The organism is Brevundimonas sp. UBA5866 (genome assembly GCF_002432125.1).
GTDB lineage: Bacteria > Pseudomonadota > Alphaproteobacteria > Caulobacterales > Caulobacteraceae > Brevundimonas.
The window spans coordinates 1-13,783 of the sequence record NZ_DJFS01000030.1 but is presented as its reverse complement, the minus strand read 5'-3'; the positions used below and the strand labels follow the sequence as shown (position 1 = coordinate 13,783).

Sequence of the window (13,783 nt, the reverse complement as noted above, 5' to 3'; positions counted from 1 at the left end):
GGAAGCGCGCGCCCGCGCCCTGTTCACCGACATCCGTTGTGTGGTGTGCCAGCACGAAGCCATTGCCGACAGTCCGGCAGCCATTGCCGCGGACATGCGCAGGCTGGTGCGCGAACAGATCGCCGCGGGACGGTCCGATCAGGATATCCGTGAGGATCTGGTCCGCCGTTATGGGGAGTATGTGCTGTTCACCCCCCCGTTCCGCGGTGCAACCCTTGTGCTGTGGCTGGGGCCGTTCGCGCTGGCAGCGGGCACAGGTTTGGTCCTGTGGCTGCGTGCGCGCCGCCGTCGTTCCGACGAGGCCAGCCTCAGCGCACAGGAAGAAGCCGAGCTGGAGCGTTTCATCGGGTCTGCCACAGAGAAGTCACCCGAATAGTCACTTTAAGTGACGGATAAGACATCTGGGGGCTCGGTTTTGCCGTAGTTGAGCCTTGGCAATACCGTGGTCTGTGTCGAACCATTCTTGCTGGCAGGCATTGGCTTTAACCGATGACGCCTATATCCGTTGTTTGTGGAATCCACCGGATTCCCAATCGTAGACTGCAAGGACGACGATGCTGAAACGCAAGGAGTTCATTCTGGGTGCCGCTGTAGGCCTGACCTTCGCCGCAGCGGCGACGGCAGGGGGCGTGATCCAGTGGCCATCCGCTGACGCCGCCCCCGCATCGGCTTCACGTCTGGCACCGAGTGCCGGTTCGGCCGGTCTGGCTTTTGCGCCGCCGCAGGGCGCGCCGCTCAGCTTTGCCGATATCTTTGAACAGGTCGCACCGGCTGTGGTGCAGATCGACGTCAAGACGCGGGTCCAGCGCCCGCGTACCATCCAGATTCCGGGCTTCCCCTTCCCCTTTACGGCCCCGCGCCAGGGCGACGAGGACCCGAAAGGCGAACAGGATAGCCAGTTGGCACCGGGCAGTGGCTCGGGTTTCTTCATCTCGGCTGACGGCACCATCGTCACCAACAACCACGTGGTTGCCAATGCCGAGGAGATCACGGTCAAAACCAGTGATGGCCGCACCTTCAAGGCGCGCCTTGTCGGCCGTGACGAAGGCTCCGACCTTGCCGTGATCAAGGTGGAGGGTCAGTCCTTCCCGTTCGTCAGCTTTGAAGAAAACTCCGAACCGCGCGTCGGCGACTGGGTTATTGCGGTCGGCAATCCGTTCGGCCTAGGCGGTACGGCGACAGCCGGTATCGTCTCGGCCAAGTCCCGTGACATCGGCGGCGGTGTCGCCAACGAATTCCTGCAGATCGACGCAGCCATCAACCGGGGCAACTCCGGTGGTCCGACCTTTGACATCTATGGCCGCGTGATCGGCGTCAACACGGCCATCTATTCGCCGTCGGGCGGCTCGGTCGGTATCGGCTTTGCCATTCCCGCCAAGACCGCCAAGGAAATTACCGACCGCCTGATGCGCGGCGAGAAGATCGAGCGCGGCTATCTGGGGGTCCAGATCGGCGATCTGATGCCCGACGTTAAAGAGGCACTGGGTCTTGATGCCAATACCAAGGGCGCTTTCGTCGCCCAGGTGACTGCCGGTTCGCCTGCGGCCGATGCTGGCCTGAGGGAAGAAGACATTGTTATCTCCGTCAACGGCGAGGCGGTAGACGGCGCGACCAGCCTGACCCGCCGCGTGGCGGCGGCCAAGCCGGGAGACCGTCTGCGTCTGGAAGTGCTGCGTGAAGGCCGTCGCCAGACGGTGGATGTCCGCGCGGGACGCCGCCCCTCGGAAGAGGAGCTGAACCAGCAGATGGAAGGCGGGCAGACGCCGGAAGCGCCGCCGTCGGCGGTTGCCGGTACCGAGGTCGAGGGCATCACCGTCACCTCGATCACGGCAGCCCTGCGCCAGCGCTATGACATCCCCGCCGACGTCAACGGCGTGGTGGTGACGGCTGTGGAAGCCGGTTCCGAGGCGGGTAAACTCGGCATGCCGCCGGGCTTGGTCATCCTGCGTGCCAACAACCGCGTGGTGGCCGATGCCAATGCATTCCGTGCGGCGGTCGATGCCGCCCGCAGCGCCGGTCGTCCCAGTGTTCTGCTGATGGTCCGCTATCAGGGGGTCAACCGTTCGGTGGTGCTGCCGCTGAAGAAGGACTGATCGGGTTCGCGTCGAAAAGTGCCCTAAACTGGGTGCAAACCTGACGAAGCCTTAACTCACGGTTTCGGCGGCAATCTGTTAAGGTTGCCGCCGAATACCAATCTGGAGGGGTTCATGCGTATTTTGGTTGTCGAGGATGACGCCGAGGCAGCAACCGCAATGGTGCGCGGGTTGTCCGAGGCCGGTCACGAAGTCACCCACGCCGTAGATGGTGCCTTCGGTCTGCTCGAGGCCCAGAAAGGCGGTTACGACGTCTATGTCGTTGACCGCATGATGCCGCGCCTTGATGGCATCGGCATGGTCGAGACCCTGCGCAAGGGCGGCGACCAGACCCCGGTATTGTTCCTCTCGGCCCTGGGCGAGGTTGAAGACCGCGTGGTCGGCCTGAAAGCCGGTGCCGACGACTATCTCGTCAAGCCTTATGCCTTTGCTGAACTGATCGCCCGCGTCGAGGCCCTGTCGCGCCGTCGCGAGACGGGCGGCGTCCAGACCGTACTCAAGGTCGGCGAGCTGGAAATGAACCTGATCGCCCGCACCGTCACCCGCGAGGGGCAGGACATCGACCTGCAACCGCGCGAGTTCCAGCTGCTGGAATTCCTGATGCGCCACGCTGGCCAGTCGGTGACCCGCACCATGCTGCTGGAGAAGGTGTGGGAATACCACTTCGACCCCCAGACCAACGTCATCGACGTCCACATCAGCCGCCTGCGTTCGAAGATCGACAAGGGCTTTGACCGTGCCATGCTTCAGACCGTGCGCGGCGCGGGGTACCGGCTGGAGGCCTAAGGGCCTCCTATGAAGCTGCCATCACTTTTCAGACGTACGCCTTTCCGTCTGACGCTGCTGTTTCTGGCCCTGTTCGTGGCCACGGCCAGCGCGGTGATGAGCTATGTCTACATGGCCTCGGCGGCAGAGGCGCGTGCCCGCGCCGAGGTCAGTGTGCGCGCCGAGGTCGAGACCCTTGTCGGCATCTACCGTACGCGCGGCCGTACCGCGCTGAACCAGGCCCTCATCGACCGCACGCTTCGCGGTGACAAATATCTGTACCGCCTCCGCGATGCCGAAGGTCAGGTGGTGACGGCCAATATCTCGGACATCCCCGATGGCGTGAACAGCGGCCAATGGGAAAGCTTCCGCCTGACCGTCACCGACGACGAAGGCCGTGTCCAGCGCCGTCAGTCCATCGGTATCGATACCCCCCTGTCGGGCGGTGAATACCTGTTCGTGGGCGAGGATACGGGTGACATCGAGGCCTATCTGTCGCGCCTGACGCAGGCGCTGTGGATGGCGATGATACTGGTGCTTGTGCTGGGTATCGGCGGCGGGGTGCTGATCAGCCGTCGCGTGGAACTGGCGATGGGGCGTCTGAACAGGGTGGTGACGGCGGTTCAGGAAGGCGACCTGAAGGTGCGCATACCTGTCCGTAACTCCGGCGACGAACTGGATGAGCTGTCGCAGGGGCTGAACACCATGCTGGACCGGCTGGAGGGCTCGATGGCCTCTATCCGGCATGCTGGCGATGCGATCGCCCATGACCTGCGCTCGCCGCTCACCCGTATGCGGGCCAAGATGGAAGTGGCACTGATCGATGCCGAGGCGGGCCGCATCAACGGTGTGGATGCGCTGGAACTGGCTCTGGGCGAGGCCGACAGCCTGCTGAAAACCTTCAACACCGTCCTGGCCATCGCGCGCCTGCAGGCCGGGGGTGCGCCCGATCCCAAGGTGTTCGATGCGGCCAGCCTGGCCCGCGACATGGCCGAGCTGTACGAATTTTCGGGCGAAGAGAAAGAGATCGAATTCGCTTCAGAGATCGACACGGATCTGTGGGTCGAGGGCAACCAGCCCTTCCTCGCCCAGGCCTTGGCCAATCTGATCGACAACGCCATCAAATATACGCCTGCGGGGGGCGCGGTCATGTTCCGCGCGCGACGCAAATCCAATGGCGAGATCGAGTATTCCGTCACCGATAACGGCCCCGGCATTCCCGAAGAGGACCGCGAGCGCGTTCTGCAACGCTTTGTGCGGCTGGACAGCAGCCGCACCGAGCCGGGGTCGGGCCTTGGCCTGTCGCTGGTGACTGCCGTCGCCGAGGCGCACGGTGGCCGTATCGAATTGGACGAAGGCCCGGGCGCATTTGATGGACGCGGACCCGGTCTTCGTGTTGCACTGGTTCTTCCTCCCTCATCGCCTCCCGAAGACACAGCCGAAGACGCATGACTGAAAAATCTCTCCGACTGATCGAGCGTATCAGCCCGTGCGGGCCGGTCAGCGATCAGGACGCCGCCGAACGCCTTTATGAGCGTTTGTCCGAAGCGGCGGACGAGGGGGGCTGGCGTGAGGGGCTGGATATGGCGTGGCCGTCGCTGGCTCCCGTCTTTGCCGCTTCGCCCTATCTGGGCGGCATTGCCCGCAGATGGCCGGACATTCTGCATCGTGTGCTGACACGCTCGCCGGACCAGAGGCTTGAGGAGCTGCTGCACGAAACCCGGTCACTGGATGGCCCGCCAGACGAAACCAAGTCTCCGCTGCGTCTGCTCAAGGCGGAGCTGCATTTGTTGACGGCCCTGTCCGATCTGGGCGGGGCATGGACGCTGGATGAGGTGACGGGCGCGATTGCCCGCTTCGCCGATGCGGCGGCCCAGGCTGCGCTGCGCTCGGCGGCGTCAGACTGGCGTCGGCGTGGAAAACTTCTGTCCCCGCCGGACGATCCGGGCGGACCCGTGCCCGGCCTGTTCGTGCTGGCGATGGGCAAGGGCGGCGCTTTCGAGCTGAACTATTCCTCGGACATCGATCTCAGCCTGTTCTATGAGCCGGAAGTCCTGTCGGAGGTTCTGGACGATAGCGTCGAGGTGCAGAACTTCTGCAACCGTCTGGCGCAGGGTCTGGCCACCCTGCTGACCGAGCGGACGGCGGACGGCTATGTCTTCCGTGTCGATCTGAGATTGCGCCCGGACCCGTCATCGACGCCGCCCGTGGTCGCTGCCCCGATGGCGCTGACCTATTATGAGAGCGTCGGCCAGAACTGGGAACGCGCAGCCTTTATCAAGGCACGGGTCTGTGCGGGTGATATGGCGGCTGGCAATGCCTTTCTCGATGCGCTGAAACCCTTCATCTGGCGGCGCAGTCTCGATTACCAGGCCGTGCTGGATATCCAGTCGATCAAGAAACAGATCCACACCTACAAAACCGGAGAGGGTCTGGAGGCGGCGGGTGCGAACCTGAAACTTGGCCGCGGCGGTATTCGCGAGATCGAGTTCTTTGTCCAGACGCAACAGTTGATCCTTGGCGGTCGAAATCCTGCGCTGCGTTCGCCGCGCACACTGGACGCACTTCAGGCCTTGGCCGATGCGGGGCACATCACCCCCGAAACCTGCAGCCAGCTGGCGGCGGCCTATAGGGTCCTGCGTGATCTGGAGCATCGCGTTCAGATGCTTCAGGACGAACAGACCCACGCCCTGCCGGTAGACGACGAAACCCGCGCCAAGGTGGCCGCCCTGTACGGCGAGGACGATCTTGTCGAGTTCGATACCCGCATCGAGCAACTGCTGGTCAGCGTCAACCGGATCTATGGCGAACTGTTCGATGACGGCGAGCAGCTGTCGTCGGAGTTCGGCAGCCTGGTCTTTACCGGGGTGGAGAACGATCCGGGCACGCTGGAAACACTGTCCCGCATGGGCTTTACCGAGCCGGCCAGCGTGTCGGAGACCATCCGCAACTGGCACCACGGCCACATCAACGCCACCCGGACCGCACGCGGGCGTGAACTGTTCACCCGTCTGGCACCGCGCCTGCTGGAGGCGGTGGCGGCCACCGGAGCGCCCGATGCTGCCTTCAGGCGCTTTGCCACCTTCTTTTCGGGATTGAAGGCGGGTGTGCAGGTGCAGGCTCTGTTCCTGAACCAGCCGCGTCTGTTCGAGATGGTGGTGGGGGTGATGGCCTTTGCCCCGCGTCTGGCCCGCATCCTGGGACGACAGCCACAGGCGCTGGACGGTGTGCTGGATGCGCGCTTCCTGATCCCGCTGGGCGAAGATACGGGCGTCGTGGACCAGTTGATTGCCGAGGCCGCAGAGGCCGAGGATTTCGAAAGCACCATGAATGTGGTGCGCCGACTTCACCGCGAGCAAGCCTTCCGTATCGGAATGAATGTGATCACGGGGCGTACCTCTGCCATTCAGGCGGGGCTGACCAATACCTCGCTGGCCGATGGCTGTATGCGGGCCCTGTCGCCTGCGGCTCTGGCCGAGGCCGAACGCATGGGTGGACGGCTGATCGGCGGAGAGGTGGCCGTCGTGGCGCTGGGCAAGGCCGGATCGCGCGAGATGACGGCCAGTTCCGACCTAGACCTGATGACCATCTACAACGCACCTGCCGATGCCATGACAGAGGGCAAGGGGTGGGGGGCTGAAACCTTCTTTGGCCGCTTTACCCAACGCCTGATCGCGGCCCTGTCCGCGCATACGGCAGAGGGCGGTCTGTATGAGGTGGACATGCGGCTGCGGCCCACGGGCTCCAAGGGGCCGGTGTCGGTCAGGCTGAACACCTTTGTCGACTACTATGCGCAGGAAGCGGACACGTGGGAGTTCATGGCCCTGACGCGTGCGCGTGTGGTTTGGGCCACCAGCGACAGTTTCGCCCGCCAGGTGTCCGATACGCTTGAGGCGGTGCTGCGCCGTCCGCGGCCGGGTGTGGATGTTGCCGCCGATGTGCGGCGTATGCGCGACCTTATGGACCGCGAGCGCCGCCCCAAAGGGTTCTGGGACATGAAGCTGACCGCCGGCGCACAGGTCGATGCCGAGTTTGTCGGCCAGTACCGCCAACTGATGAATGCCGCACAGGGCAGGCCGCTGACGGTGTCTACGGTCGAGGCTCTGTGCGACGATCCCGTACTGGCGCGTTCGTGGATCTACCATCAGCATCTGGCCCAGATCATGGCCTGTGCCTTTGACGGTCGCGGTGACCCGGATCAGGAGCCTGCGGGCTTCCAGCGGCGCTTGGCCGTCTCGGCCCAGGAACCCGACTTCGAGGCCCTGAAAGCCAGTTTGAGCGATATACGCCAGTCCGCACGGCAGGCTTTTGAAGCCGTGCTTCCGGCCCCGGCCGACGTGGATAACCGCTAGGCGGTCAGCCCCATCGACGGAAAACACCGATAGCCGCGTGTAACCTTAAGGTTCAGCTCGGAACAGGTGTTTGGGTCAGGTGATGGTGTCGACGTGGGAACAATGTGGCCGGTTGGCCCCAGCGGCCCCTTGGCGCACGCCTGTTTGTGCGGCAAAGGTGACTTTCACCTTACGCACAGCCTTGGGCTGTGTTCTATCTCCACACAGGCACGTAACAAACTTGGCACGGATCGAAGATCCAGACGAAGAGCTGCTGAGCCGTGTGGCCAAGGGGGAACCTGTAGCCATTCAGGCTATGGTGGCGCGCAAGCTGCCCCGCATCCTTAACATGGCCGCCCGTTTGCTGGGCGATCCGGTCGAGGCCGAGGATGTCGCGCAGGAAGCCATGTTGCGGATCTGGAAACAGGCCGGGAAATGGAAACCGGGGCAGGCCAGATTCGACACATGGCTATACCGTGTCGCGCTGAACCTTTGCTATGATCGTTTGCGCCGCCGTCGGGAAACCCCGGTTGAGACGGTGCCGGATATGGTGGACGAAGGTCCGGCGCCCGATCGCGGCATTCTGGCTGCGGAAACGGGGCAACGGGTCCAGCAGGTTCTGATGCGCCTACCCCAGCGCCAGCGCGAGGCCATTGTACTGTGCCACTATCAGGAGTTGGGCAATATCGAAGCGGCGCAGCTGATGGGGATCAGCGTCGAAGCTTTGGAGAGCCTGTTGTCACGTGCGCGGCGGACATTGCGCACATCATTGAGTGATTTGGCCTCGCGGCCCCGTATCAATCGGAGGGGGAACTGAGATCATGATGACCAAAGAACGATTTGAGTACCTTCTTGATGCCTATGGCGCAGACTTCGCGCGCTGGCCCGCCGTCGAGCGCGAGGCCGGACGATACGCTCTGGCCTCCGATGCAAAGCTCGCTGTCGCCTGGGCACAGGCCGAGGCTCTGGACGACATGATCCGTTTGCCTGTCCTGTCGCCGTCGGCACAGCTGCGTGACCAGATTATCGCGTCTGCTGCCAGTGCGGGCCATCGCGCCCGTCGCGTACGCCGCGCCTTGTGGACGCTGTGGTCGGGGGCGGGCGTGGCTGCGACCGCCGTGGCGGGAGCCGCGCTGGGTATGGTTATCGCCCACCAATTGTCTGCGCCCATGCGTGCCGATACCGTCTTCTATCAGGCCAGCCTGCAGGGGGCCGATGATACCGACCTGCTGGGCGTGGAAATGGCCGCATTGGACTTGAACCGATGATGGCTGCGCGTTCGCTTAAAATTGCCCTTGCTGTCTCGGCTGCGCTCAATGTGTTTTTGGTTGCGGGCGGTACGGCTGTCTGGATCAAGACTAGGAACGCGTCCCAGGCCGAAGAGACTGTCCGGACCAGCCGCAGTGAAACGGTGATGGAACTGGTCAACACCCGCCCGGCCGAGGTGGCCGAGCCGCTGAAGGCCAGTCTGCGTGAACTGGCGCTGACCGCGCGTCCGGATTTCGAGGCTGCCCGCACGGCCCGCCGCGAGGCCATTACGATCACGACCTCCGATGACTATGACCCGTCGCGGGTCAATGTGCTTCTGGAACAGTCCCGCATTGCCGAAATGCGTGGACGTGCGCGTCTGGAAACAGGCGCGGTCGATCTTCTGTCCGGTCTTCAGCCGGATGATCGCAAGGCTCTGGCTCGTATCTTGTCGCGTCATCGTCCGCATTCGTCCAAATCCAAGACCGATACGAACGTTCAGACGAAATAGATCACAGTTATCAGGCCGCGGTGTGAATCCGTGGCTGTGGCTGCGCCGTATTGGACTGGCGCACTGATTTGACGGGGATGTCGAACCATACGGTGGTGCCGCGTCCCAGTTCGCTGTCGATCACCATTTCCGAGCCGTGCATCTCGATCAGCGACTTCGTCAGCGCCAGTCCCAGGCCTGTGCCCTGGGTTGTTTTGGCATGCTGGTTCTCGACCTGTACGAAGGGCTGGGCCAGACGTTTGATATCCTCGGCGGCGATGCCGATACCGGTATCGCGCACAGCCACCCGCACCATGCCGGGGCGTTCGATCAGCGGGGTCAGCTCCAGCATGACCCTGCCGGCGCGCGGTGTGAATTTGATAGCGTTGGACACGAGGTTGAGCAGCACCTGCTTCATGCCACGCATGTCGATCTCGGCCTCGACCACTTCGGGGGCATCCATTGCCAGCGCCAGACCCGCCTCCTCGGCGCGCCCACGCATCAGATGCACGACATCGCGCCCCAGGGCGGCCAGATCGGTACGCTCATAATAGAGGTTCAGCTTGCCCGCCTCGATCTTGGCCATGTCGAGGATGTCATTGATCAGGCTCAGAAGATGCTTGCCCGAGTTATGGATGTCGGTGGCATAGCCCTTGTAGCGGCGATCCCCCAGCGGACCGAACATCTCCTTGGCCATGATTTCCGAGAAGCCGTTGATGGCATTCAGCGGCGTGCGCAGTTCGTGGCTCATATTGGCCAGAAACTCCGACTTGGACTGGCTGGCCGCCTCGGCGCGGGTCATGGCGGCCTCATATTCGGTCGCCAGCGTCGCCAGGGAGGCGCGGCTGCGCTCCAGTTCATTGACCGTGCGCTGGAGCTCCTCGGCCGCAAGGCGGCGTTCGGCTTCCTGCTGGCGGATCAGGGTCACATCGGCTGCAATGACGACAGTGCCGCCGTCGCCTGTGAAGCGCTCGGTCATCTGTAGCCAGCGCCCGTCTTTCAGCTCGACCTCGCGTACGCCCGCGCGGCGCTGTTCGCTGCGATGCTCCGAGCGGATCGCCTGCGCCGCAATGCGGTTCAGATCGTTCTTCAGAGCGCCGCGATACAGGGCGGCCTTGGGGAAGTCAAAAGCATCCTGGAACGCCTGGTTCCACATGACCAGGCGGCCCTGACGGTCAAAGAGCACAAAGGCATCCGATACGCTCTGGATCCCGTCGATCAGGCGGCTTTCCGCGGCCTGCGCCGCGGCCTTGATGCGGCGCGCCTCGGTAATGTCCAGCGCAATGCCCATCAACTGGGTGAACTCGCCCTGTCTCTGCGGCAGGCGCGACCGACCCCGTACATCGACCCAGCGCACGCCGCCGTTCCGCAGCGGGATGGGGAAGGCCAGATCGAAATGCCCCGATATCCGCGCCTCGGCGAGTGCCGCGACAAATGCATCGCGATAGTGGGGATGGATACGGTCGATCATATCCACATGGCCCAGTACCGTGCCGGGCGGCACCTCGAACAACTCGGCCATATAGTCGGACAGGATGATCGCGCCCTTTTGCAGATCCCAGTCCCAAACGCCGCAACGGGCGGCCTCTACCGCAACACGGAAGCGGCGCTCTGTCTCGGCCCATTCGCGCCCGCGCCGCTCCTGCCTGAAGGTCTGCAAAGCCAGAAACAGCAGTAGCGCCACCCCGATGCACAACGGAATGACCAGCAGACGGGCATCGTCACGCCAGCGGTCCAAGAGGGAGCGGGCCGGGCGGTCGGCCATGACGGCCAGCCCGCTATCGCCGACGGCCAGCGCCACCGTCACACGGTCAAAGCCCTGCGGGTCGGGAAGGATGACGCCCTGTGCCGTGCCGAACAGGGCCGGTGCCAGCTGCGAGGCGACGCGCGCCTCGATCCGGCCCTGATGCACTGTGGGCGAAGGCTCCGGCACGGGGACCGAAACGGCCAGCAGACGCCCATCGGCCAGCCTGCGCCCGAGGTTCAGACGGTCTTCGTTCAGCAGGATGCCTTCGGTGGCGGTCACGCCCCTGCCCACGGCCACCAGGGGCGTGCCCTGGGGCGTNNGGGGCGCTGTTGTCCAAGGTTCCGGCGGCGCTTTCCAGTGCCGCAAGGCTCCTGTCCGGACGAAGCGAAAGCTCACGTGCCGCCAGCGTCAGGGCACGGTCCATTGAGGCCATCCGCCCTTCGAGGATCTGGGCATAAAGGCGCGCATCCAGCCGCAGGTTTTCCTGTGTCAGGACTTCCAGTTCGCGCTCGGGCCGCGACTGGTCACGCGCCACCAGAAAAAGGGCCATCGACAGGATGAGCAGGGCGGCAAGAAACAGGGCCCGTTCATAGGGACGTCCCCATAGGCCCGGTCTGTCGGATGCCCGACGTCCCCGGCCTTCATTGCGCCGCTCTATCCCACGCACGAAGAAGGCCCCCCTGCTTACGTCAGAGGACAAACTAGGCTGTTTCGACGCAACCTGTCGAGAGCTTGACCTTATCGCGTTATGTTAGGTTCAGGCGGCCTTGTCGCCCACGGGCGCGGGGCTGGCGGACGGTTCCAAATGCTCTGTCAGCGCGGGCTTAGTGGTGGGCATGGGCTGGCTGTGGATGCGGCGCAGCACGGCCTTGCTGGCGTCGGCGAGACGGCGGGCCTCGGGCGGGGCATCCATCGGATTTTCATCCACGCTGTCGATCAGCTGGTTCAGGATGGCCAGCATTTCCGGTGCGGCGGCGATGATACGGGCCTGTTGCTCGATTTTCTCGGGCATGCGGTCGTACTCGGCACCGGGTACGCGCCAGCCACCCCAGTCGGCCTGATCCGTAACGACGACGGGATAGCTACCCGGGAAAGGGTGGTGGGCACAGTCGTTCTGGTCCTGCCATTTGTTGCGCGCCCGCAGCACGCGCCAATTGCCAAGACCGGTTTTCATGGTGTCGTTTTCGGGCAGTTGCAGTTCATGCCCCTGGAACTCGCGTCCCAGACCCACGTCATAGGTGACGCGCACCGGCTCGTCGAAGCCTTTGGCCCATACGGGAATTACCCGTTCCACATCGGCCCACAAACCGACGCTTTCGACCCAAACCTTCTGGCCTTTTTGAAACTGTGCGCGTGCCATTGAATCCACCCCGAACCTTAAGGTCGCTAACCATAGCCATAAGCCGTTAGCGACCCCTTGGGAGAAATGGTTACCGTACTCTCTATGTCGTGACTATAAATAGTGACGTTATTCGGTAACTTAGCGTTGAGATATGCTTTCCAGAGCCTCTCCGGCGTAGCGTTCTTTAACCTTGACGGACAGATCGCCCAGCGAAATTACACCGACCAGACGTCCGTGTTTGTCGGTCACGGGCAGGCGGCGGATCCGGGCGCGGCTCATCAGATCCAGCGCGGTTTTGAGGTCGTCCGTATCCAGTGCCGTGATGGCATCGCGCGAAAGATACTGGCTGACCTTATCGTCGGCCCCGGCCCCTTTGGCGAGAGCGCGCACGGTAAGATCGCGATCGGTGATCGTGCCGATGACACGATCTTCCTCGACCACCGGCATGAAGCCGAAGTCACCGGCAGCCATGCGGCTGGCAACGTGCTGCAGGCTGTCGTCCGGGCGGGCGATTTCGACATCACGGCTCATCAGGTCTTTGATCTTCATTTCCGGTCTCCTGAAACGGACGGCCAAAAGGCCCTGCCTGTCCTAGCGCTGTGCAATGCGAACTGTTCCCTGAAGCCATCTAGGAGAACGGGCAAAACGCCGCTATCTGATGGAAGGGGGAGCCAAAATGACGCAGGCCTCCGGTCCTATGGCCGGATGCCTTTAGACAGGACAGGGCCGATGGCTTCAGAAGCGGCGACGTTGGGTTTGGGCCATGTGACGGCATTATTGGCCGCCGGTGTGGTCGCCGTCTCGGTCGCACGAAAGATCGGGCTCGGCTCGGTTCTCGGCTATCTGCTGGCGGGGGTTGCACTGGGCCCGTTCGGTCTGGCGGTGGTCAAGGAGCCCCAGGTCATTCTGCATGTGGCAGAGTTCGGAGTCGTCATCTTTCTGTTCATTATCGGTCTGGAGATGCGGCCCAGCCGCCTGTGGGCCATGAAGGGCGAGATATTCGGGCTGGGGACAGCACAGGTCCTGCTCAGCGGTCTGGTGCTGACACTGATCGCCTATGCCTCGGGGGTATCCCTGGCGGTGGCCTTTGTGGGGGCGATGGGTTTCGTCATGTCCTCCACGGCGGTCATCATGCAGATGCTCGAGGAACGCGGCCAGTTGGCCACCCCCGGCGGCAGGCGGGCCGTATCCATCCTGCTGTTCGAGGATCTGGCCATCGTGCCCCTGCTGGCCATTGTCGCCCTGATCGGCGCGCGCATGGTTCCGGTCGAAGACAGCGGCACGCCCTTCTGGATGACTGCGGGGCTGGCGGTGGCGGCTGTGGTCGGTGTGCTGGTGGCCGGTCGCTATCTGGTCAATCCGGTGTTCGGCTTCATGGCCCGTAACGGTGGCCGCGAAGTGATGACAGCGGCGGCGCTTCTGGTCGTGGCGGGTACGGCGTGGCTGCTGGATTCCGTGGGCCTGTCTATGGCGATGGGGGCCTTTCTGGCCGGTGTGCTGCTGTCGGACTCGACGTTCCGGCATCAGCTCGAGGCGGATGTAGAGCCGTTCCGGGCCATTCTGCTGGGGCTGTTCTTCCTGTCGGTCGGCATGGCGCTTGATCTGTCGGTGGTGGTCAACCAGTGGCAAATGGTTCTGGCAGGACTGGCCGCCTTCATGATTGCCAAGGCCACCGTCATCTATGCGGTCGGCCGTTTGCTGAAGGCGTCCCACAGCGAGGCGATGGAGCGCGCGACCCTGTTCGCGCAGGGCGGCGAGTTCGCCTTT

Annotated in this window: 12 protein-coding genes; 9 read left to right on the top strand and 3 right to left on the bottom strand. The window is 63.6% G+C overall.

The window, feature by feature from the left end:
• The 8 genes from B3H86_RS03690 to B3H86_RS03655 all read left to right on the top strand — a co-directional run.
• Positions 1-376: cytochrome c-type biogenesis protein (locus tag B3H86_RS03690; protein ID WP_292051248.1), on the top strand; the 376-nt coding region annotated here is incomplete at its 5' end.
• Positions 377-554: 178 nt separating this feature from the next.
• Positions 555-2,093, top strand: a complete 1,539-nt coding sequence (locus B3H86_RS03685) for a Do family serine endopeptidase (protein WP_292051246.1) — start codon at positions 555-557, stop codon at positions 2,091-2,093.
• Between the two features lie 114 nt (positions 2,094-2,207).
• Positions 2,208-2,879 carry a response regulator transcription factor gene (locus B3H86_RS03680; RefSeq protein ID WP_292051244.1) on the top strand — a complete coding sequence of 224 codons (672 nt, stop codon included), beginning with the start codon at positions 2,208-2,210 and terminating at the stop codon, positions 2,877-2,879.
• Positions 2,880-2,888: 9 nt separating this feature from the next.
• A complete protein-coding gene (locus B3H86_RS03675) occupies positions 2,889-4,310 on the top strand; it encodes a sensor histidine kinase (RefSeq protein WP_292051242.1) in 1,422 nt (473 codons plus the stop codon).
• Complete coding sequence (locus B3H86_RS03670; RefSeq protein WP_292051241.1) at positions 4,307-7,210, top strand: bifunctional [glutamine synthetase] adenylyltransferase/[glutamine synthetase]-adenylyl-L-tyrosine phosphorylase; 2,904 nt, start codon at positions 4,307-4,309, stop codon at positions 7,208-7,210. The genes B3H86_RS03675 and B3H86_RS03670 overlap by 4 nt, the downstream gene beginning before the upstream one ends.
• A 220-nt stretch (positions 7,211-7,430) precedes the next feature.
• Positions 7,431-8,006: an RNA polymerase sigma factor gene (locus B3H86_RS03665; RefSeq protein ID WP_292051238.1), complete on the top strand. Its 576-nt coding sequence runs from the start codon at positions 7,431-7,433 to the stop codon at positions 8,004-8,006.
• Positions 8,007-8,010: 4 nt separating this feature from the next.
• Positions 8,011-8,457, top strand: coding sequence for a hypothetical protein (locus B3H86_RS03660; RefSeq protein WP_292051236.1), 447 nt, complete (start codon positions 8,011-8,013; stop codon positions 8,455-8,457).
• Entirely contained in the window at positions 8,454-8,948 is a 495-nt protein-coding gene (locus B3H86_RS03655) for a periplasmic heavy metal sensor (protein WP_292051235.1), read from the top strand. Before B3H86_RS03660 ends, B3H86_RS03655 begins: the two co-directional genes overlap by 4 nt.
• 10 nt (positions 8,949-8,958) lie before the next feature.
• Here B3H86_RS03655 and B3H86_RS03650 read toward each other — a convergent pair whose 3' ends face one another.
• The 3 genes from B3H86_RS03650 to B3H86_RS03640 form a co-directional block, all read right to left on the bottom strand.
• Positions 8,959-10,953 (bottom strand): PAS domain-containing sensor histidine kinase, encoded by a 1,995-nt coding sequence (locus B3H86_RS03650; protein WP_292051234.1) that lies wholly within the window; start codon positions 10,951-10,953, stop codon positions 8,959-8,961.
• Positions 10,954-11,431: 478 nt separating this feature from the next.
• Positions 11,432-12,034 carry a hypothetical protein gene (locus B3H86_RS03645; RefSeq protein ID WP_292051232.1) on the bottom strand — a complete coding sequence of 201 codons (603 nt, stop codon included), beginning with the start codon at positions 12,032-12,034 and terminating at the stop codon, positions 11,432-11,434.
• A gap of 120 nt (positions 12,035-12,154) precedes the next feature.
• Positions 12,155-12,565 carry a CBS domain-containing protein gene (locus B3H86_RS03640; protein WP_292051230.1) on the bottom strand — a complete coding sequence of 137 codons (411 nt, stop codon included), beginning with the start codon at positions 12,563-12,565 and terminating at the stop codon, positions 12,155-12,157.
• A gap of 180 nt (positions 12,566-12,745) precedes the next feature.
• Between B3H86_RS03640 and B3H86_RS03635 the strand changes: the two genes are divergently transcribed.
• A partial coding sequence (locus tag B3H86_RS03635; RefSeq protein WP_292051228.1) for a monovalent cation:proton antiporter-2 (CPA2) family protein occupies positions 12,746-13,783 on the top strand: 1,038 nt, incomplete at its 3' end.